General features: G+C 38.2%; 15 protein-coding genes. 10 read left to right on the top strand and 5 right to left on the bottom strand.

The features are described 5' to 3' along the window. Nucleotides 1–67 precede the first annotated feature (67 nt). The 7 genes from ACM03V_RS13005 (at nt 68) to ACM03V_RS13035 (ending at nt 13354) form a co-directional block, all read left to right on the top strand. A complete protein-coding gene (locus tag ACM03V_RS13005; RefSeq protein WP_414621206.1) occupies nt 68–2068 on the top strand; it encodes an NAD-binding protein in 2001 nt (666 codons plus the stop codon). Between the two features lie 274 nt (nt 2069–2342). Beyond that, nucleotides 2343–2903 (top strand): leucine-rich repeat domain-containing protein, encoded by a 561-nt coding sequence (locus ACM03V_RS13010; RefSeq protein ID WP_414621207.1) that lies wholly within the window; start codon nt 2343–2345, stop codon nt 2901–2903. 868 nt (nt 2904–3771) lie between these two features. Beyond that, on the top strand, nt 3772–5946 hold the full coding sequence (locus ACM03V_RS13015; RefSeq protein ID WP_414621208.1) for a glutamine synthetase III: 2175 nt from the start codon (nt 3772–3774) through the stop codon (nt 5944–5946). 697 nt (nt 5947–6643) lie between these two features. Continuing rightward, a complete protein-coding gene (locus ACM03V_RS13020) occupies nt 6644–6898 on the top strand; it encodes a type II toxin-antitoxin system Phd/YefM family antitoxin (protein WP_414621209.1) in 255 nt (84 codons plus the stop codon). Beyond that, on the top strand, nt 6891–7154 hold the full coding sequence (locus ACM03V_RS13025) for a Txe/YoeB family addiction module toxin (protein WP_414621210.1): 264 nt from the start codon (nt 6891–6893) through the stop codon (nt 7152–7154). The genes ACM03V_RS13020 and ACM03V_RS13025 overlap by 8 nt, the downstream gene beginning before the upstream one ends. 291 nt (nt 7155–7445) lie before the next feature. Then, nucleotides 7446–8744, top strand: coding sequence for a P-loop NTPase fold protein (locus ACM03V_RS13030; protein WP_414621211.1), 1299 nt, complete (start codon nt 7446–7448; stop codon nt 8742–8744). A 29-nt stretch (nt 8745–8773) separates the two neighbouring features. Further along, complete coding sequence (locus ACM03V_RS13035) at nt 8774–13354, top strand: tetratricopeptide repeat protein (RefSeq protein ID WP_414621212.1); 4581 nt, start codon at nt 8774–8776, stop codon at nt 13352–13354. Nucleotides 13355–13518: 164 nt separating this feature from the next. Here the strand turns inward: ACM03V_RS13035 and ACM03V_RS13040 are convergent, their stop codons facing one another. Beyond that, on the bottom strand, nt 13519–15348 hold the full coding sequence (locus tag ACM03V_RS13040; RefSeq protein WP_414621213.1) for a glycoside hydrolase family 15 protein: 1830 nt from the start codon (nt 15346–15348) through the stop codon (nt 13519–13521). Between the two features lie 281 nt (nt 15349–15629). Next, complete coding sequence (locus ACM03V_RS13045; protein ID WP_414621214.1) at nt 15630–16202, bottom strand: hypothetical protein; 573 nt, start codon at nt 16200–16202, stop codon at nt 15630–15632. Nucleotides 16203–16293: 91 nt separating this feature from the next. Here ACM03V_RS13045 and ACM03V_RS13050 point away from each other — a divergent pair, with 91 nt between their 5' ends. Further along, entirely contained in the window at nt 16294–16614 is a 321-nt protein-coding gene (locus ACM03V_RS13050; RefSeq protein ID WP_414621215.1) for a winged helix-turn-helix transcriptional regulator, read from the top strand. 329 nt (nt 16615–16943) lie between these two features. On the opposite strand, the gene gntT is transcribed toward ACM03V_RS13050, so the two are convergent. Both gntT and map read right to left on the bottom strand, forming a co-directional pair. Beyond that, nucleotides 16944–18281 carry a guanitoxin biosynthesis MATE family efflux transporter GntT gene (gntT, locus tag ACM03V_RS13055; protein WP_414621216.1) on the bottom strand — a complete coding sequence of 446 codons (1338 nt, stop codon included), beginning with the start codon at nt 18279–18281 and terminating at the stop codon, nt 16944–16946. A gap of 264 nt (nt 18282–18545) precedes the next feature. Then, a complete protein-coding gene (map, locus tag ACM03V_RS13060) occupies nt 18546–19364 on the bottom strand; it encodes a type I methionyl aminopeptidase (protein ID WP_414621217.1) in 819 nt (272 codons plus the stop codon). A gap of 134 nt (nt 19365–19498) precedes the next feature. Here map and ACM03V_RS13065 point away from each other — a divergent pair, with 134 nt between their 5' ends. Further along, nucleotides 19499–19684 carry a ribbon-helix-helix domain-containing protein gene (locus ACM03V_RS13065; RefSeq protein ID WP_414621218.1) on the top strand — a complete coding sequence of 62 codons (186 nt, stop codon included), beginning with the start codon at nt 19499–19501 and terminating at the stop codon, nt 19682–19684. Nucleotides 19685–20115: 431 nt separating this feature from the next. On the opposite strand, the gene ACM03V_RS13070 is transcribed toward ACM03V_RS13065, so the two are convergent. After that, nucleotides 20116–20412 (bottom strand): isochorismate lyase, encoded by a 297-nt coding sequence (locus ACM03V_RS13070; RefSeq protein WP_414621219.1) that lies wholly within the window; start codon nt 20410–20412, stop codon nt 20116–20118. 154 nt (nt 20413–20566) lie between these two features. On the opposite strand from ACM03V_RS13070, the gene ACM03V_RS13075 reads away from it, so the two are divergent. Next, entirely contained in the window at nt 20567–21625 is a 1059-nt protein-coding gene (locus ACM03V_RS13075; protein WP_414621220.1) for a hypothetical protein, read from the top strand. The last annotated feature ends 45 nt before the right edge of the window (nt 21626–21670 follow it).

Here is a 21670-nt window from a genome sequence, read left to right on the forward strand (position 1 = left end):
CATATTTTTTATACTTTACATTCTTAATAATTAATCCCAAAATTAATTTAGTAACAGAGATTTCATTATGGGAGAACATAAATCGGCTACAAATGAGCGTTTTTTAGTTTGTGGCTTGGGAGGATTGGGGCAGCATTGTGTGGTTGCGCTAAAACAATTTGGAGTGGAGGTTGTCGGAATTGAGCTAGTAAAGCCGAAAAGTTGGAGAATTCCTGGTGTAGATAAGTTGCTCGATGATTTAATTATCGGTGATTGTCGTCAAAATAGCGTTTTTGAACGTGCGAAAATCGAACATTGTCGTGCCGTGCTGATTGTCACCAGCGACGAACTTATTAATGCAGAAACTGCCATCGCTGTAAGACAACTTAACAAAAACGCTCGTTTGGTGGTACGTTCTACAAAGGAAAATTTGAATCAACTTTTGGAAGAGCAGTTAACCAATTTTGTGGCTTTCGATCCGATTCATTTATCAGCAGCATCCTTTGCTCTGGCAGCTTTGGGGGGAGATTCGCTAGGATTTTTTAATTTAAACGGTAATTGGTTGGGAATATTTCAGCATACAGTTTGTCATGGAGATAAATTTTATCGCCGTCAGCTATTTGAGATCAATTCTGGCTCTCGGGAACTGCTTTGTTATTTACCCAGGAGCGATTATACTTTTTATTGCTTTTACGATTGGGATTCTGAAACAGTAATTAAAGAAGGTTCGACTCTTATATATGTCGAACAATTTGAAAGATTGCTGTCAAATCAGCAAAAAAATTCCGGTAATACTGTTCGTAAGAAAAAGCGTATATGGCAAAATCCCAGCGATATTATCAATAAAATTCAAATCAGAAAAAAGTTTTTAGAATACTGGGATTCGGCTTCGCAAATTCGCCGCGTGGTAATTGTTTCTGGTGTAGTTACTGTAGCTTTATCAATTATAGGAACTATACTATTTTACTTTTTAGTTGGAGATTCTACAACTGTAAATCCTTTTTATCTGACAATTAGTTTACTATTAGGTGGATATGCAGATTTCTTATATAGCGTACAGCCAAATGCTCTAATTTTGCAATTTTTAGCCTTAGCATTAGCAATAGCTGGAACTGCTTTTGTTGGTGTATTATACGCTTTAGCTACTGAAAAACTTTTATCAACGAAATTTCTATTTTATAAAAGACGCACTCAAGTTCCGGAAGAAAACCATATAGTAATTATTGGGATTAAAAGAGTTGGAAGTAAGGTTGCAAAATTATTACAGGAATTCAATCAATCTGTAGTAGCAGTTGCCTTAGAAGACGATTTTGATAACAATCATTTCCCGAATATACCTTTATTTACAGGTGATTTAAACGAGTCTTTAAGTAAAGTAAATCTTGCTACAGCCAAAAGCGTAATTGCTACAAGCGAAGACGAAATGTTAAATGTAGAAATGGGGTTAAAAGCTCGCAAAATTAATCCCGAAAGTAGCTTAATCATTCGTACCTTCGGACAGCGTTTAAGTGAAAATTTAGCACAAATTCTACCTAAAGCTCAAATAATATCAGCCTACGCAGTAGCAGCAGAAGCATTTGCAGGTGCCGCATTTGGTGAAAACATTCTTGATTTATTCCGTCTCCACAATCAAACAGTCTTAGTCACCGAATATCAATTTACTGAAGTTGACACTTTAAATGGTTTAATGCTTTCCGAAATTGCTTATGGTTACGGAGTCGTACCAATTCTATATCAAATTCACCCGCTTCCGGCGGAATTAATGCCCAAAGAATACAGAAAAATAGAACCAGGTATCTGCTTAACTGTACTAGCAACCATCGACGGATTGAAAAGAATGGAACAAGGGAGAATTGGTATTTATCCCAAGAATTGGCAAATAGTAATTGAAAGCGCAATCACAGAAGAAGCTAAATTTGAAGGTGCAAATCAAATTGCCAAGATTTCTAACTATCCCCTCGATAAATCTAGAGAATTAATCAATAATTTACCTCAAATTCTACCAGTACCTTTATATAAACTCCAAGCACAACGTTTAATCAGAGTTTTGCAACAGCATCAGGTGATGGCAAGCTTGAAAAAGATTTGAGTAGTTAGGAGATGAGAGTTAGGAGTAAAGTAGGTTAGCGTTGAAAATTGTAGTTATAATTAGAGACTAGGGACTAATAATTAGCCACTATAGCGATAAAGCTTTGAAGCTCATTGATATTTTATTATATAGCTATATTTTTTTCTAACCACTCAATTATATTCGCTTTAATGTTAAGTTCAGTTGACTTTAATAAAAAGTATTAAGTATAGCTTGATTATTACAAATGTGCTGAGTTTAATAATTTTATTGATAATTAAAGCAGCACAATTGAATGAAATTGATACATTTATCTTGTATTGCACTAATTGGGATAGCTATAGTAAATTTTATACCAACTACAGCAATTTCCACGCAGGAGCATAAACAATCTATTCAGAATTTTAGTAGCTTGTGTAAACAGAAACATATTTTAAGTAAAGAAACTAGATATACAGTTCAAGTTTTACTACAAAAAGCTGGTACACAAGATTGCGATCGCGCTCAGCAACAACTCAATAAACGGCAGATACTTGACTTATCTGCCCATAAAATCAGCGACTTGTCACCGCTTGCCAAGTTAACTAATTTGAAGGAACTTTATCTTTCTTATAATCAAATTAGCGACTTGTCACCGCTTGCCCACTTAACTAACTTAAATTTTCTTTTCCTTGAGTCAAATCAAATCGGTGATTTATCTGCGCTTTCGCAATTAACTAATTTGACTTGGCTTTTTGTTGGGGGAAATCCTATTAGGAACAAAATCTGTCCCGTGAAGCCGGAATCTATATGCGAATTTGAGAAAGATCGTGAGGAGGAAATATTAGAGCCTGAAGATTCGGAAATATTTGCGTAACTCTCATAATTGTGATAGAAACTTAAGAGAATTAATGGTCTCAAACCAAGAAAATACTTTATATAAGAGTTTTGTTTCTTCAGCAGGTGATGGCTAGTTTAACAGGACTTACGCAAACCCAAATTTCAATATTTGGGTTTGCGTAAGTTGCGTATTAAAACCATTTGCGATCGCATTTACCGTAGTTTTGATTTGTTGACACTCCCCATCAATAAATTGAAGGGGATTCTTGCTTCATCCGTCCGCCCTAGAAATCTAAATACAAGTATTTAAATCTCCCCGGAAAGGATACGTCCACAAGCTTACACGGACTGCCCGACCGCGTTTGGAATGGTTTATTGAATTTTTTGCTTTGACTCCCATATTTGTGAGCCACTGCGGTGGACGGGTTTCCCGGCATAAAGCAAGTGGCGTACAAGATTTTGGGCTTATTGCCCCCAGGGTTCCGGATCGGGGTCTGTCCGCGCTTACCTACTAGGCTTTTTAAATGTGCGCTTTACCGCTTTAATCAATATATCGTAAAGTCCAATGAGACTGGCGAATAAATTCCAAGGGCGCACTACACCCCCATAATTAAAAATTAGGGGCACTGTGCGCGGTTCCGGTAGAAAGAAACCGTGAGTAGCTAAATGTAAAATACGCCGGTGTTTTTAATTGTTTGATAGCGGTTTCTTTGATTTGGTAGCTTTTTTACCTACGATAATATTTGTCCGCCGGAAAATTTTTTTTTATTTGTCTACCATATAGCTGAAGTTGCTGCGTGCGAGCCAAATTTCAAATTAGCAATGTTATTAAGTTACATCTTCGAGAATTGTGACCAAGTACGATCAATTTAACTAGATACTGGCTCCTCATTAAAATAACTCTTATGACATACGAATCTCGCGCTCAAGCAATCAACCAAATCACCGAGCGCGAACCAATTTCCGTCGATCCTCCTAGTCGTCTTGAAGATATTTGGGCGGTAGATGTTTTTAGCCTCAGCAAAATGAAGCAATGTCTGCCCAAAGCTGTATTTAAGTCGCTGAAAATAACTATTGAAGCGGGCGAAGAGCTTGATGCTTCTATTGCCGATACGGTGGCATCGGCAATGAAAAACTGGGCTATTTCTAAAGGTGCGTCCTACTATGCCCACGTTTTTTATCCTATGACTAATGCCACCGCAGAAAAACACGATGGGTTTATCTCTACTCAAAGTGATGGTACGGCGATCGCCGAACTTGCTGGCAAGCTTTTAGTTCAGGGCGAACCCGATGGTTCATCTTTTCCTAATGGCGGCATTCGCTCTACTTTTAAAGCAAGGGGCTATACGGCTTGGGATGTGACCAGTCCTGCCTACCTGATGGAAACCGACAACGGGGTAACTCTTTGCATCCCCACCGTTTTTGTTTCTTGGACGGGTGAAGCCTTAGATAAAAAGACTCCTTTGTTGCGCTCGCTCGCGGCAATGAACAAATCGGCTAATCGGGTATTAAAGCTGTTGGGGAACAGCAATATTGGGACCGTCAACTCTAGCTGTGGTGCGGAACAAGAATACTTTCTAGTTGACGCGCATTTTGTGTGGAGTCGTCCCGATTTATTATTAGCGGGCAGAACTTTGTTTGGCAAACCTCCTGCTAAGGGTCAGCAGTTTGACGACCACTACTTTGGGGCAATTCCCGAACGAGTTCAGGTCTTTATGCAGGATGTGGAACAGAAAATGTACCGCTTGGGCATTCCTGCCAAGACCAGACATAACGAAGTAGCCCCCGGTCAGTTTGAAATTGCGCCTATTTTTGAAGCGGCAAACGTAGCCTCCGACCACCAGCAGTTGACTATGACTTTGCTACGTCAGACTGCTAAAAAGCACGGCTTTGTCTGTTTGTTGCACGAAAAACCCTTTGCTGGCATTAACGGTTCCGGTAAGCACGTTAACTGGTCTGTCGGTAACTCAACTCAGGGAAATCTACTCGATCCTGGTGACTCTCCCCACCAAAACATCCAGTTTTTGATTTTCTGTGCGGCCGTAATTCGCGGCGTACATCAGCATGGAACTTTGCTGCGGGCGGTAATTGCTAGTGCCGGTAACGACCATCGCTTGGGTGCGAACGAAGCGCCTCCCGCGATTATGTCGGTTTATTTGGGTTCTCAGCTAGAGGAACTATTTAATAATATTGCTAAGGGAGAACTGAACGACCAATATAGTCGCAGCGGCATAATGAACCTTGGGGTAGATACTCTGCCAACGTTGGCAAAAGATGCGAACGATCGAAACCGTACATCTCCCTTTGCTTTTACTGGCAACCGTTTCGAGTTTCGGGCAGTCGGTTCGAGTCAGTCGGTTTCAGGCCCCCTAATTGCGCTCAACACCATGCTAGCCGATTCTTTAAGCGCGATCGGCGATTTGCTAGAAGCAGAATTGGGCAAAGGAATAGAAATTGAAGATGCAGTAGTTACTGTTATTCAAAAAATAATGGGCAAACACGGTGCGGTTATCTTTGGTGGCGATGGCTACTCGGAAGAATGGCACAAAATGGCTGTGGAAGAAAGAGGTTTGGCTAATTTACCCACCACTGCTGATGCTTTACCCGTACTAAAAGAGGAAAATACCAAAGAACTGTTTGAGAGAACTGGAGTTCTTTCATCCGCCGATTTGGAAAGCCGCTTTGAAGTCTATGCCGAGCAGTATATTCTCTCGATTGAAATGGAAGTTAAGTTAGTCACCGATATGGCTAAGACAGTAGTGTATCCTGCGGCAATGCGCCACTTAGATAATATTGCTACTACCGTCACAAATCTAGAACAAATGGGCATTCATCTCAATCGAGACCATATTAACGGCGTTGCCTATTTGACTAACTCTTTGACCGACAAGATAGATAAGCTACAATCGGCGACCGCCAAGTCGGATTTTGGCACTACTGAAGAACATATGCAGTATTACGCTACTACTCTATGTCCTTTGATGAAAGATGTTCGGGCTGACGTTGATGCTCTAGAAGCGGAAGTTGCCCTGGATCTGTGGCCCCTACCAACTTATCAAGAAATGCTGTTTATCAAGTAGTCTGATCTCGCAATATATGCTTGTTTTTTTGCAATTTTAAATCTATTCTAAGGTCGCCGCCAAACGCGACCTTTTTTTTGCGTTTGCTGATAAACAAGAGAAAAATTGTATAAAAAAGTACTTGCTTACCTATGATTGAGTATATTTTTGTTCGAGATATAGATTGCTGATATTAGCTACTTTGTGATGAATAAAGCGATGCCAAATTATTAGACATCTCCGAAAAAGAAAAAAGACCTCTCTCCCCGTGGGAGAGAGGCTTTAAAACCCCACTTCCCTGATAGGGCAGGGGGGTTAGGTATGCGTATAAAATTAAACTATCTAAATGTTTTTCGGAGATGTCTATTTTAGGTTAGTAAAGTTTGATTGACGTGAAATCTTGCACCATTGTTGTTAAGCCCATATGCCCACCTTGAAATCAATTTCAAGGCTAATATACTAAGTACGTTAAAACGCACTAAAAGCCTTACCCAGTCGTCTTTAGACGACTTTATATATGAGCCTGGGAATTTATTCCAAGGCGGTTGTTGCAAATGGTGCAAGATGTGAAATTGACTGGACAATACTCCCATGCCCAATCCCCCATTCCCAATCCCGCAATAGTTAGCCACTTTATCAAAGAGAGCGATCAATCCGGATTGCTAAATATATTTTGGATTGCTATACTTGTACAACAAACAGTACAAGTGTGAACTAGATGAAAGTAGTGTCTTTTAGCGAAGCAAGAAGTAATCTCAAGACTGTTTTAGATCGAGTTGTGCAAGATGCCGACTATACTATCATCACTAGACGGGATGCGGAAGATACCGTAGTGATGTCGCTAGAGTCATTTAATAGCTTGATAGAGACGGTTCATTTACTTAAATCTCCCGCCAATGCCGCTCATTTAGAGCGCTCTATTGCTCAGTTTAAGCAGGGTAAAGTAGTAGAGCGAAATTTGTTGGATGACTAGATTAGCATGGACGGATGAAGCTTGGAACGATTATCTATATTGGCAAGGGCAAGACAAGAAAACATTAAAACGAATTAACAAATTAATTAAGGCAACAATGCGATTACCGTTTGAGGGAATCGGAAAACCAGAACCACTCAGAGAGAACCTAGCTGGTTTTTGGTCGCGCCGAATAGATGATGCGAATCGGTTAGTATATGTAGTGGATGACGAGCATTTAACGATTATTTCTTGTCGATACCACTATAACGAGTAACCTATTTATTTTGTTAAATTACCAATGCCCTATCCCCCCCTTCGGGTATCTCCTCCGGAGACGCAATACCTACGGTACGCTCCGCTAGGCGCTAACACCACTTCTCTCGTACTGCGGGAAGACGACCCACGAGAGTGGCTCCGGAAACCGACACCCCCAACTAGACTCACCGCCGTGAGGTGAGCTAAATTTTGGGTTTTACGTAAGTATTATTACAATATGTTAAGCTTTTTTTGGCAATAAATTGGTAATATTACTGAAAATAAACTGTTAATCCAATTTATTGTCAGTATGAGTGATACCAAATTTTGGAAAACTGCTTATCAGCTATTCAAGCCAGAAAAAGCTCTTGCGACACCTGAAGACCTGACAAATTTCTACGTACAAAGAGATAACAGTCCAGTAGATAATTTAGTCAGTTTGCTGGCAATGGAGGATGATCCAGCAAAATTTTTACTCGCTGGTCATCGTGGTGGTGGCAAAACTACTGAGTTACGGCGATTACAACAAAATTTAGCTGATGATTACACTGTTATTTGGATTGATACGCAAACTGCTTTAGATAGATATAATATTGGCTATGCGGAAGTTATAGTTCTTATTGGTTTAGAAATTGCTAGTCAAGCAATTCAATCCAATTGGTTATCTAATAATAAAGATGAATTATTAGAGGCTTTGCAAGATAGCCTTAAAACTGTAGTCTATCAAAATAAAGCAAGTGATGCTGATGGTGTACAACTACCAGAATTTCTTACAAAATTAGGGTTGGTTCTTAAGCGCGGTTTAACAAGAGAAGTTACTAAAACAGTTAATGTTCGTCCTTTATTAAGCGAAATTATTGTTAAAGTTAACGATATTATTGAGGCTGCGGAAAAAGAACGAAAACAAAAGTTACTGATAATTGTTGATGGTTTGGATAGACATGACCAAGTAACTGCCTTAGAGATGTTTTCTAGCCCGCTATTAATAGAGTTAAACTCTCATATTATCTATTCTATTCCTATATCTTTACGATATTCTCCCAGTTTTCGTCAGCCGATGGAAAGCTTTCAAAAATGTTTGGATTTAAATAATCCTCCCGTATTTGAATGCGATGATAATTTATGCCCTACTAATAATCCTAATAAGGAGGGCAGAGAAATTTTAATTCATCTTATTAAAAAACGTCTTGTCAGCTTAGGTGATAGCCATAAGGGTTTATTTAATCCCGATGCTTTAGAATTAATTTGTGAAAAAAGTGGTGGTGTAATGCGAGATTTAGTTAGACTTGCACGTACTACCTGTGAAATTGGATTACGAAAAAAAACGAATTTTGTCGATTTAGAAACTGCACGTGAAGCAGTACAAGAAGTACGTAGAGAATATAATTTAAGTGACTACCACTATTCCGAACTGGATGAAATACATAAAACAGGGAAATTAACTACTAAAACTCATAAGTTACCTAATAAAGGTGAGTTTATTATTTGTGACGAACTTTTACAAAATAAGTTAGTCTTAGGTTATTACAACTCAATGCAGCAATCTTGGTTTGATATTAATCCTATCTTGCTCAAAGATTTACAGCGTTGGCAAGTCAAAAGTTTTTAGACAATATTAGTTAGAAATAAATATAAATTATGTTATCTCAGGAATCTAATTATTCTCTAACTGAAAATGATAAAAATGAATTAGATAAGTTACGTAATCTATTAGAGCTTTCTAGCGGTACAACAATAGTATTTGCGGTAACACCAGAGGTTAGTCCACAGCATACAGTAGCCAAAACTCTGCATGAATATTTAGAAACTGCTGATGAAAGTTTTGATGTTTATAACTTTTTTTATAGCGAAGACTCCTTTCATAATTTTCTATATAGCTTAGACGATAACAAGCAGGTAAATAGCGAAACTAAACGCAAACTGGTTATGGCATTTGGAATTGACCAATTACCTACACCGCGCTTAGTTAAAGAAATGAAGCAATTGAATTTGGGTAGGGAAGAACTATTTGGGAGAAACTTAGTATTAATTTTATGGCTGAATAAAAATAAGTTTTTAGATGAATTTCGTCAGCGTGCGCCAGATTTTTGGGATTGGCGAGAAAAGGTAGTTGAATTTGAAACACGTAATCCTTTACTTTATCCCTATTTAGAATGGCTAATTGCTGAGAATTCGTATCTTAAAATGAGCGGCATAATGCAGGTGAATCGTCAAGTTGATATCTTTCTTGACCAAGTTTATGTTTCCCTGCAAGCACAATGGCGAAAACATATTACGGAAACCTCTGAAGATAGTCTACGAACTATTCAGACAGTTAGTATTTCGCAATCTCAAACTGATAATTTTGATGAGATGGGTATGGTTCAAGATGACTTGGATGAAACCTACGGTTACGAAACACTTCTGGAAGATTCAATACCTGTTGCTAGCACCAAAACTGTTACGCAAAAAATTACATTATCCCAAGCAGTACGAGAAAATTCTTATAGTGTAATTTTAGGCGCTCCAGGTGCGGGGAAGACTACTCTTCTACGTTATTTAGCATTACATTTTGCAAAAGCCAAAAGAGATAATCGGGAAATAGTAGTTGTTGGGGAAGAGAAAGAAGAACTAGGTAAAAATTTGTTACCAGTTTTCTTTCGTATTGCAGACTTTTCAGAGCAACTCAAACAACAGCCAGATTTAACCTTGCTTGAATATCTGCGGCAATTCTACCGTCAATGGGAGGCTCATTTTCAGCCAGACGAAGAAATAGGAACTCACGAAGAAGTCGCGGAGTTTCTTTTACTTAGAATGCGTCAAGGGCAATGCTTGATGTTGCTCGATGGCTTAGATGAGGTATTTGACCAGCAAAATCGCAAGCAGATTGTAAAATGTATTAATCAGTTTGTAGATGAATTTCCTAACAATAAATTTGTAATTACCAGCCGTATCGCAGGCTATAGCGATGTGCAATTAAGCAGTCGATTTGCAGAATTTACCATTGAAGACATGGATAGCGAGCAGGTAGAACGATTCCTGTATCGCTGGTGTCATACAGTTGAAAAAGCGCAACAGCCAGATGCTAGTGAAGAGCAATGGCAAAGGAAAGCAGATAAGCAAGTACAAGATATTTTACAGTCTACTGAAGACAACGAGGGCGTAAAGCGTTTAACAACAAACCCCCTACTATTAACAATTTTGGCGCTCATTCACCGAAATGGCGATCGCCTTCCCAACCGTCGAGTTAAACTCTATGAGTTAGCGGTGCAAACTTTGACAGAAGATTGGCAACTCAGCAAGAAATTGCCAGATGCACCAAAAGTAATGTTAAAGGAAACGGAAGTAGTAGAACTTTTAGCACCCTTAGCATACTGGATGCATGAAGAAAAACCTTCTGGTGTAGTTAGTCAGGAAGAAGTAGAGCAAAATTTAGCTTTAAAACTCGCAGAAATAAATGATGACGATCCAGAATCCGAATCCGTGCGTCAAGCTGTAGGAGAATTTCTGCGAAAAGTGCGGGAAACCACGGGTTTATTTGTGGAAAAAACACCTGGGTTTTATGGTTTTATGCACCTGACGTTTGAAGAATATTTTGTAGCTCGTTATATTGCGGATAATGACCAAAGTGATATTTTACAACTAATCAATAATCATCTACATGAGCCGCGCTGGGATGAACCAATTTTATTAGCTTTGGGATATTACGGAGTTCATTTTCCCAGACAGGTTAAGAAATTAGTAGAAAAGCTGTTTAATAATTTGGAAGATTACCAACCAGCTTTACAAAATGGTGAGATACGAATTAAAAATTCCTCATCTGACAATCCAGTTATTTCTTACTTCAAAGAGCAAGATGAGTCAGAAAATAATTCTCAAGAAGTAGATTTTCAATTGAAGGATTTGCTGTTTGGAGGACAGGTGATTGCAGAAATTGAAGTTAATAGTGTTTTTCGTAAAAAACTTATTCGTAAATTAGTCATTACTTGTCTTGGTATAGATGCTGATAACTTTGGAGATGATACGACTAAGCAATTATTAAGATTATTGCGTAAAATAGAACAGTTTTATCAAAAAAATGAAGTCTTAGATTTATTAAAAGAATCTGCTAATGACTCAACATTATCTGAAGAAATTCGTATTGCAGCAAAAATAGCGATTCTTTATGTTGCTTGTAGCAACTCAGCAGGATTGGTTGATTATGTGAAAGAATTTGTTAATGAATTAGAACCCTTCTTATTTTTTTGTACTATTTTTTATGTTCAAACTTTAGGTCAAGACATAACAGATGCTCTCGAAGCTAGCCGACAGTACAATTTAGCTGAAAAAGGATGTCAAACAGCATTAACTTTTCTTAGAGGAGTATCTTATATTCGTAAAGATAAATATGATTTAGCTATATCTATTTTAGAAGAAACTAATAAGCAGTCTAATAAGAGTCTTAGACCATTTATTGATTGGGGATTAGCATTTTGCTATCAAAAAAACAAAGAATATGAAAAAGCTAATGAGTATTATAATAATGCAAAAATATCTAATGACTTTATAAATAGCGCTTATTTCTGGTTTTCCTGGGGTAAATGTCAATTAGATTACAGAAAATATGAAGAATCACTAAAATATTATCAAAAATCACTATTTATTATAAAAGAATTGGGTAACTTAAACTATGAAGCACCTGTTATAAATATTATTGGTCATTTATATCAAGATTGGGGTAAATACGAGCAAGCTATTGATTACTATCAACAAAGCCGTGAACTTTATCAGCAATTAAGTAAAAATAGTAATGTCGCTAGTCTGTGGTATAGTCTAGCTAATTGTTATCGCTTATGGAGCAAATATGAGCAAGCTGTTGAATGTCAAATTGAGTGTTTAACAATTCGTCAACAGTTAAATGATCAAGTTAATATTGCTGATGCATACTATCAGCTAGGAAGGATTTATAAAGACTGGGAGCAATACCAACAAGCTATTAATTACTATCAAGAAAGTAAAGATATTTATCAACAATTGGGTCGAAATAAAAGTGTTATTAACCACTGGTCTCGTCTGAGTGAATGCTATCTTTCATGGGGTAAATATGAGCAAGCTGTTGAATGTCAAAATCAGTGCTTAACAATTAGCCAACAGATAAACGACCAAGCCGGTATTGCATTCGCATACTTTCAACTTGCAAGAATTTATCAAGATTGGGATAAATACGAACAAGCTATTGAATGTCAAAATAAAGATTTAGAAATTAGTCAAAAATTAGATAACCAAACTAGTATTGCTAGTGCCTACTACCAACTGGGAACAATTTATCAAGATTGGAATAAATACGAAAAAGCTGTTAATTGCTATCAAAAAAGTAAAGATATTTATCAACAATTAGGTAAGGATATAAATGTTGCTAGCCAGTTTAACAACATAGCATATTGCTATCGCTTATGGGACAAATACGAACAAGCTATTGATTACTATCAACAAAGCAAAGATATTTATCAACAATTAAGTCGTGATAAAGATATAGCTAGCCAATGGTGTTTGCTAGCCAACTGCTATCGAGATTCAAAAGACTATAAAAAAGCAATTGAGTATTACCAACAAAGTCTCGTTTTGTACCAAAAGTTAGATCAATATCAAAGCATAGCTAAGCGTTATCAGCAAATTGCTGACTCTCAAATATCATTAGCAAAAAATATTTCAAATCAAACAGAAATATCTGAATTACTAACACAAGCTGAAGAAAACATAAATCAAGCCATAAAAATAGATATTAAACGTGAATATAAGAAAAACCTCGCTTACGACTATGTAGTTGTCAGCTTGCTCTGTTCGGAGTATTTGCGCTTAACACCTAATGACTCGTTAAGACAAGAAAAAATTACCTTATTTGAAGAATATTATCGTAAGAGTTTTACCCATTTTGATGAACTAGGGCAAGCAATTAAAAAATCAGGACAAGCTCTCGATATTGCTCGCGCTTATTTAGAAGTGGAAGCTCTAGAAAATCTTGAAAAAAGCGAAGAAATAGCCAAGGAATCTTTGCAAATCTTTCAAGAGTATAATCGCCGAAAACTAGAAGCTAAAGCACGTAAATTACTGGGTGAAATTTATCAGAAACGCGCTCACAAAAATCAGCCAGATGCGGAGTCTATTGCTACCCAATTTTTATCACAGAGTCTGCAAATTTATCAAGATTTGGACTTGCAAGAAAAAGCGTTAGAGGTAGAGCAAATTCTGTATTCTAATTAATTTTAAGGAAACATAATCATTACCTAAATTAAAATTACCTCTATTTCTATCTTGCCGCGATTTTTTTTAATTGACTTGAGAATTGGGAATTAAAATTTCTACCCCCTCTCCCCCCTCTCCCCCCTCTACCCCCTCTCTCTTCTTTCCATTACCAATTCCCAATCCTAAATCGAACGATCCAAATTATAAGCAGCACTAATTAATGCTAAATGCGTAAAAGCTTGGGGAAAGTTTCCTAGTGCTTCGCCGCTTGTACCAGTTTCTTCTGCATACAATCCTAAATGGTTGGCGTAACTCAACATTTCTTCAAATATCAATCTTGCTTTATTTAACTTTTCGGAATCTCTGCCTCTTCCGGCACGAGTTAAGGCTTCTACTAACCAAAACGTACACAAGTTAAAACTTCCTTCTTCACCATCTAAGCCGTCGCTGTAATCAAGAGTATTGTAACGATATACCAAACTGTTGGATAAAAGCCCGCCTTCTTGTGGCGATCGCATGATTGCATCGAGTGTTTTGAGCATTCTGGGGTCGGTTGGTGACATAAAAAATACCAGGGGCATGATGAGATTGCTGGCATCTAAGGTATCGCTGCCATAATACTGCACAAAGGCTTGTTTATCTTCGCACCATCCGTTTTCCATGATATCAAGGTATATTCGATCGCGAACTTCAAGCCATTTTTCGCGATTTGCGGGGAAGGAGCGTTTTTCTGCTAAACGTAAACCTCTATCTACTGCTACCCAACACATTAATTTTGAATATACAAAGTCTTCTTTTTGATCTCTGGTTTCCCAAATACCGTGGTCTTGTTTTTGCCAGTTGTCGCAAACCCATTCAATATATTTACTCAAATTAACCCAAGTATCGTAAGATACCGGCGTTCCATACTTATTAAATAGATACACCGCATCCATCAACTCGCCATAAATATCAAGTTGGATTTGATCGTAAGCACCGTTACCAATACGAACGGGAGAAGAACCCTTGTATCCTTCTAAATGGTCTAAAGTTTCTTCTTTAAGATTTTTTCTCCCATCAATACCGTACACTATTTGCAATTGTGAATCTTCTTCCAAATGCGACGGACAAAGCGATATAATCCAATCGATAAAATTACCCGCTTCCTCCGTAAATCCAAGCCGCATCAAACCATAAAGGGTAAAAGCAGAATCGCGAATCCAGCTATAGCGATAATCCCAGTTACGCTCGCCACCCAAAGCTTCGGGTAAACCGCAAGTTGGTGCTGCTATAATTGCTCCGGTAGGTTCGTAGGTAAGCAACTTTAGCATTAACGCCGAACGCTCTACCATTCCTCGCCATCTACCTTTATAGGTACATTTAGAAATCCAGCGCCGCCAGTATTCTATAGTATGTTCAAACATCTGCGTAGTTTCTTCTGGGTTCAACGGTAAACCGCAACCTTGCTCGCATTCAACTTCTCGCAATATAAATACCGCAGATTCTCCCTCTTTTAAACTGAATTCAGTAAAAACTCCGTTGTCATCCTGCTTTAGAGGGATATCAGTCACTAATCCTAAATTTAACTCGGCAGATTTGAAAATAACCCCACCTTCAGTAAGCTTTGTTTCATGCTTATCGCGAGCGTAATTAAAAGCAGGCTGACACTCCATGCGAAACTTCATACTATTCCGCACGCAAGTTACTTTCCTCACTAACCAGTGATAACCTTTTTCATCAGCAGATAAACCTACAGGCATAAAATCAATAACTTCCCCAACACCGCAATCTGCAAGGAAGCGCGTGACTAAAACATTAGTTTCGGGCCAGTAAAATTGTTTATGATTATCTTTACAAAGTGTAGGGGAAATGCTGAAATGTCCGCCCTTTTTTTCGTCGAGGATACCACAGAAAACGCTTGGTGAATCATGTCTGGGGTAGCAAAACCAATCGATTGAACCATTCTTCCCCACCAAAGCAGTGGTATACATATTGCCGATAATGCCGTAATCTTCGATTGGTTGATAACCCATAAAATAATTGCTAATTTGTAATTTGTAATTTGTAATTGATTAAGTAGTTCGACGTGAATAAATATAGTTGTAATTTGTCATTGCGACGAGGTAAGAGGAAGCAATCTCAACCGTTTCGTACTTTTTACATTTTGTTACATGGTTGGTTTTATTTGTGCCAACTTACTTATTAAATTTGAAAAACAACAGCCAGAATTGATTTTAAGTAGTTAACGATAAAAACACTTCTTCCTATTGATTTTATTTAACTTAACCAAAGATAGATTATAACTGCTAACTGCTCACTGTTCGCTGTTTTCACCCGAAATTTTCATCGCTTCATCAAGTGTTGCTTCGGGATCTTTTTGTTTAGCACCTTTGATATAATTAAGCTTTAATTCTTCTAATAAATCAGAAATCAACGGTTGTAATTCTTGTTGAAGCTGCTTGTCTTGAAGTTGTTTGCGTAAAGCGACTCGAAAATTCTGAGTTAAATTCTCGAATAGTAAACGCCCTTCGGTATCGGCATAGGAAGAAGCTAAAATTTCATAAGTAGCTTCAGCGATATAATCGGCTAATTGTTCGCTTAATTCTGCGGGAATCATATTCATCCCCGGTATATTTTGCAATACTTGATAAAAATCCGATTCTTTCAAAGCACCTTTGAGACTGTGTTGTAAAAACACTTCTACATCTGGCTGAATTTCCGGTAAAACTCTGTAGATAACTAATTTTAGTACGCGATCGGTAATTGCATCAAAATTATCAACTTCACCAACTTTTAGATAATCTTTTGGTTGGAATAAAGAACTTACTGCATTTCCAGTTTCGATTGCTTCTTGAGTTTGATTAATTAACCGTACCATTAAAAACATTGATACGCGATTAGCTAAATAAGCAATGGGTTCGTAAGTAACTTGTTCTAAAATCCGTTCGGTATTAATATAGCTCGATCTATGTAATCCATTGGCAACACTACTTAATCAGCTATCAGGGCAATGGACGCTTTATATTTTATGTGTCCTGTATGCAAGTGGTTCTCTGCGCTTTGGGAAATTGAGAACCAAAGTTGATGGAATTTCAACTAAGGTTTTAACAGAACGATTGAGGATGTTAGAAGCAATCGGAATGATTCACCGGCACTATGAGCCAACAATTCCCCCAAAAGTTACCTATAGCTTGACTAATCGCGGAAAGGAATTATCCGGAACGCTTGAAGATTTGTGCGAACTTGCTTCCCGGTGGTATGGAACTGAAGAAACAGGTAGTAGTACTTCGTCACATTAATTATGAGGGGTACTAATTCAGTCCTATTCATAGGACTTTTGCTATTAGACAGGGACTTACAGTCCCTGGCGGGTTAGATACACACCCAGCAAAATTAATGTGGTGGAGTACAGTGGTGCGTTTGATTAAATCTGATGGGTTTTTACCGTAACCCGACTGGGGTTGCAAACCCCACTCTAATAGCTAAAGTCATATAAATATGACTAGGGAATAAGCTATCAAAATTAATGTGGTTGAGTACTAGTAGCGATCTGTCCCATTAATTACGATCGTGCGTTGCAATTTATTTCCAATGCCCAATCCCCCATCCCTAATTCTCAACTAAATCACTACTCACTCTGCATCCGGGGAATCTGTACCCCTAGAGCCACCATTAACACTGCCATATAAGATGTCAGCGACAACCACAGCAAATGATTATTCTGAAAATACCAAGCTATTCCAGCTACGGGAGTAAACCCCAATCCCAAAGCAATCAATGCAGAATTACGCAGTCTTTTTCCTTCTTTTAATCCAACTGCATAGCCTTCAAACATGAAAGCAACAGCACCACAAGTTAACAGCGGTAACAGCCAATCCCTATAATTAACAACCGATTGACTGATATCTGTATGACTGGTTAGTAAACCAAAAATCGTTTGTGGAAATAAAATTGTTACCAAAGCGAATATAGATGCAATTAACACGCCGGTGAATATAGATACTTGCAATAACGGTATCATCTGTTCGGTTTCTTTTTTACCTTTGAAATTACTAATCAAAGATTGAGTAGTTAAACCGATACCGTTAACCGTAAACTGACTTAACAGCACAATTTGCAGCAGCAATCCGTTTTCTGCAATCACCTCATTTCCCATCGCTGCGCTGAGATTGGTAAAAATAGAATAAGCGGTAATCATAGCTAGATAGCGAATGAGAATATTGCTTTTAAGTACTACACTCGCTTTGAGAGCTTGCCAATCAAAAATATCTTTAAATACGGGTAGTGCTTTCTTTTGTAAACTAAAACCGACTCCAATCAGCGCCACAAACAATGCTAAATAATGACTCAAAGCCGTAGCCAATCCCGCTCCCGTGCTTGCCCAGCCCCATTTAATAATCGTGAAATAATCTAAAACCACATTAGAAGCATTGCCTACAAAAGAAATCAGCAATACTAAAAAGTTCATCTCCCTTCCCAGAAACCAACCAATCAGCACAAAATTAAGTAAAACCGCAGGTGCAGCCCAAATGCGAGCATTAAAATAATCTATACCGAAAACTTCAACATCGGGAGAGCCAGCTAAAATCGTAAAACCAAACTTTTGGATAGGGTATTGCAGAATTAGGATAAAAAGGGCGATCGCCAAAGCAATTAAACTACTCCGCAATAAAGCCAAAACTATCCCCTGCTCATCATTTTCTCCCACAGCTTGAGCGGTAATAGCATTAGTACCGTTTCTAAAAAACTTCAAAATTCTGTAGAGATAATCAAACAAAATGCTCGCTAAAATTACCCCTGCCAAATGACGAATATCAGCCAAATGCCCAAGGAAAGCAGTATCAACTATTCCAGATAAAGGCACCATCATATTCGAGATAATACTTACAGATGCCAATCGGTAGAAACGAGGTAAAAAGCTGCTGTAGCGAGATGGAAGCCTGAAGGATAAATTTGATGAACCCATAAAAAAGGTGTTTTTTGTTGATAGCTTTGAACGGTGATGGGATGCATTTTTTGCAGAAGCTCAAAGCAATAAACGTCTACTTCAATTAATCTATGCTGAATTGAAATAGATAAAAGTTACAAATTGGCCATAAAAAGAAATAGAAATAAAAACCTAACCCCCAACCCCTTCCCTACCAGGGAAGGGGAGCAATAATTAAAGCCTCTCTCCTATTAGGAGAGAGGTTTGGAGAGAGGTTAACAAAATGTAGTGCATCCTCAAAATTCAAGGCAAAGTCAAAATTTCCACACCATCATCGGTAACTGCAACAGTATGCTCAAACTGGGCCGATAATTTCCCATCTTTGGTAATTACAGTCCAACCATCTTTGAGAAACTTGAGATCGTAACTTCCTTCATTTAACATCGGCTCAATGGTAAAAACCATTCCCTTGCGTAACTTCAAACCCGTACCTCGTTTACCATAATGAGGAACTTGAGGTTCTGTATGAAACTGCCTACCAACACCATGTCCAACCATATCTCTTACTACTGAGTAGCCATTACCTTCAGCATATTCCTGAATCGCAGCACCAATATCGCCAATTTTTCCACCGGGCTTAACTTCAGCAATTCCCCGCATCATTGACTCTCTAGTAACTTCCACTAGCTTCTTTGCCTTATCCGATACCTCACCAACAAAAAATGTTCTAGAAGTATCGCCATGATAGCCATCTAAAATTGGAGTCACATCAATATTTATAATGTCTCCTTCCTTAAGAACTTGCTTTAAGCTAGGGATTCCGTGACAAACAACTTCATTAACGCTAGTACAAACGTGACCTGGATAAGGGCGATGATTGGGAGGAGCATAACCTATAGTCGCGCTTATTGCACCATTTGCTTTCATAAAACGCGCCGCTTCATCATCTAAATCCTTCGTGCTGACTCCCGGTTGCACCATCGGTTCGAGATGATCGAGGAGACTTGCAGCCAGCTTCCCGACAACGCGCATTTTATCTAACTCCCTAGATGAAAGCAAGACAAGGGCATTCCTATTTTGTTTCTTATTTCCACCTATTGAAAGTAAGTTTTGATTGTTCATATTTAATATCTAAAATTTACGTTTTACGTTTTTACGTTTAGAGATGCTATGCTATGCTAGCACAGCAAGGACTAGCATATTGCTTGTATGCTGGGTGTAATAAATATTAAACATAAACATAAAACTAATTTAATATGGGCGGTAAAACAAATTTAGATAGAGTAGTTACTTATATTCCTCCCGAATGGAAGAAAGAACTAGAAGAATGGGGAGAAGCAGACGAGCGTTCTGTTTCCTGGTTAGTTGCGAAATTGATTGATAAAGCTTTGCAAGAACGTCGAGAGCAGCAAGATTCAGCAAAAGTGGTAAATATGCGCTGAGGGGATTTTGGATTTTGGATTTTAAACAGGATTTATGCAAATAATATCAGGACTTACGCAAAGCCCCCCAATAAATCGGGGGGTTGGGGGGATTTTAAATGTCTGGAACACTGTATCTTCCGTTATTGCTGCGTAAGTCCTAAATATATTTCTTCTGATTGTAGAGTGTGTTAGGGGATTGAAAATCATGGAAAAACGTGTTTGCCCCCAATCATAAATCCCTCTCCCCCAACCCCTCTCCCAAGCTTGGGAGAGGGGAGCCGGAGGCGGGGTGAGGGCTACGCTTGTGTGGCATAGAAGTTGTATGAACAAAAACTGTGAAAATCCTATCAAAGTCAACAGCCTAGTCACGCATTATCTGTAATTTGCGATCGCATCGTATCTCGAAGTTGCTCAAAAATGCTTTTTTGCTCGCGACGGGGGTTTAACACCTATTTAGATTTTTTCCAATACTTCATTTCTTCTTCTATAAAATGATTGACTAAATCTCGGTACATTTTTTCAATTGCATTACCGTTTAATCCTTCTTCCTCTGCCCAAACCCGACGTTGCTTTAACATTGCTTGAAAACGTTCGGGTGCTTTAACGGAAGTTTCGCTAGTTTTAAATTTAGAAGCAGCTTTGACATAAGCAAAACGCTTGCCAATTAATTCAATAAGTTGACGATCTAGCTTGTCTATTTCGGCTCGAATGTCCGACATATTTTTACAATCATCGGGTGTGTTCATAAGCTTGGAAATTATAATTACAAACCGTTAATTGTAAGGTATTTTACGAAACAAATAGAGTTTAAAACCTCGCCCTTAACAAAAGGTTAATTGAAACTTTTACACCCTCAGAAGCATCGATGCAAACAGTTGATCGTTTGAGGAAACAAGAGCCATGCGTCGATCGCCATTATTTCTATCAAGATTTATACTTAGTCTCTGGATTGTACTTGTTAGTGCTTTTTTATTCCTGTTGCTGTCTAATGCACCTGGTGCAGTGGATACGCCTTTTGCTAGCATATCAATTAAGGCTGAGTCTAGCATTATTCACTTACCTAATCGAATCTTTGCCTGTACAGAAGCAAAGCAGCAGTTTCAGTGTCAGGCAAAAATTCAAGCTCGCTCGTTAGATTTGATTTGGGAAAAAGGACGCGATTACAAATATAACCTCAGCAATTGTCGTGCTTCGTACAATGGGCAATCTGTTGGCTGCCAAGAAAAGGGGATAAATTTAGCACCAAAACTTTCACCGATATACGAAATTACAAATTTGGGATTGAGTTCTCAACAGTACCAAGCAATTAGACAAAAATACTGGGGTATAAATGCCTTGATGAAATTAGGTGAAAGTCAGCTAGTATTGATTGGTGCTAGGCTATCTTTAGCGGCAGGTGTTAGCGCAGCCTTCTTTACATGGCTGCATCCGGGTGCATTAAGTAAAGGTTTTGCTAGCATTGCCTGTGGATTCGGAATATATCACTTAGTTTGGGGTTTTCTTGGTGGTGTAAGGTTTGACGTTGTTACGCCCTATGGATTTACTCCCGATACTTGGATTCAAGTAGTAAATGGAACTGCGATCTTCGCGGCTATTTTAACTATTATTACTACTGCTCTACTGCTTTGGCAAAGAGTGAATCGCTTAAGCAAAATTTTATTCATCATCATCAGTAGTGTGGGAGTGTTCAATCTCTGCTTGCTATCTGTGAGTATTAATTTTGGCACTTTATCTGACTTCTTTGGTTTAGCTGAAACCTTTTCACAACAGAGGTATGCGTTGATGTGGCTTGTAAAAGCTATTTCGGTTATTCTTGCAATTGCTGCTGCAATCTTGCTTTGGTTGCACACTAGTCAATCTATCAAAAAATTTCTTTGCTTAGTTAGTGGTTTTGGTACGGTGGCTTTTGCTTATCATTTCTCCTTGTTTATTCTTTTATTGTTGGGGTATGCAGATTAAGGAAAGTGTCGCGTTTTTCAAGGTATCCATAAATTAATAGTAAGG

This window comes from Calothrix sp. CCY 0018 (assembly GCF_963920925.1).
In the GTDB taxonomy this organism is placed as follows: domain Bacteria; phylum Cyanobacteriota; class Cyanobacteriia; order Cyanobacteriales; family Nostocaceae; genus Rivularia.

What these genes read in the sequence shown, in the direction of transcription:
- ACM03V_RS13020 (WP_414621209.1), top strand. Translation starts at nt 6,644, where the DNA reads ATGAAAGTAGTGTCTTTTAGCGAAGCAAGAAGTAATCTCAAGACTGTT.
- ACM03V_RS13045 (WP_414621214.1), bottom strand. Translation starts at nt 16,202, where the DNA reads ATGTTTTTAATGGTACGGTTAATTAATCAAACTCAAGAAGCAATCGAA.
- ACM03V_RS13065 (WP_414621218.1), top strand. Translation starts at nt 19,499, where the DNA reads ATGGGCGGTAAAACAAATTTAGATAGAGTAGTTACTTATATTCCTCCC.
- gntT (WP_414621216.1), bottom strand. Translation starts at nt 18,281, where the DNA reads ATGGGTTCATCAAATTTATCCTTCAGGCTTCCATCTCGCTACAGCAGC.
- ACM03V_RS13070 (WP_414621219.1), bottom strand. Translation starts at nt 20,412, where the DNA reads ATGAACACACCCGATGATTGTAAAAATATGTCGGACATTCGAGCCGAA.
- ACM03V_RS13075 (WP_414621220.1), top strand. Translation starts at nt 20,567, where the DNA reads ATGCGTCGATCGCCATTATTTCTATCAAGATTTATACTTAGTCTCTGG.
- ACM03V_RS13030 (WP_414621211.1), top strand. Translation starts at nt 7,446, where the DNA reads ATGAGTGATACCAAATTTTGGAAAACTGCTTATCAGCTATTCAAGCCA.
- ACM03V_RS13025 (WP_414621210.1), top strand. Translation starts at nt 6,891, where the DNA reads ATGACTAGATTAGCATGGACGGATGAAGCTTGGAACGATTATCTATAT.
- ACM03V_RS13040 (WP_414621213.1), bottom strand. Translation starts at nt 15,348, where the DNA reads ATGGGTTATCAACCAATCGAAGATTACGGCATTATCGGCAATATGTAT.
- map (WP_414621217.1), bottom strand. Translation starts at nt 19,364, where the DNA reads ATGAACAATCAAAACTTACTTTCAATAGGTGGAAATAAGAAACAAAAT.
- ACM03V_RS13015 (WP_414621208.1), top strand. Translation starts at nt 3,772, where the DNA reads ATGACATACGAATCTCGCGCTCAAGCAATCAACCAAATCACCGAGCGC.
- ACM03V_RS13010 (WP_414621207.1), top strand. Translation starts at nt 2,343, where the DNA reads ATGAAATTGATACATTTATCTTGTATTGCACTAATTGGGATAGCTATA.
- ACM03V_RS13005 (WP_414621206.1), top strand. Translation starts at nt 68, where the DNA reads ATGGGAGAACATAAATCGGCTACAAATGAGCGTTTTTTAGTTTGTGGC.
- ACM03V_RS13035 (WP_414621212.1), top strand. Translation starts at nt 8,774, where the DNA reads ATGTTATCTCAGGAATCTAATTATTCTCTAACTGAAAATGATAAAAAT.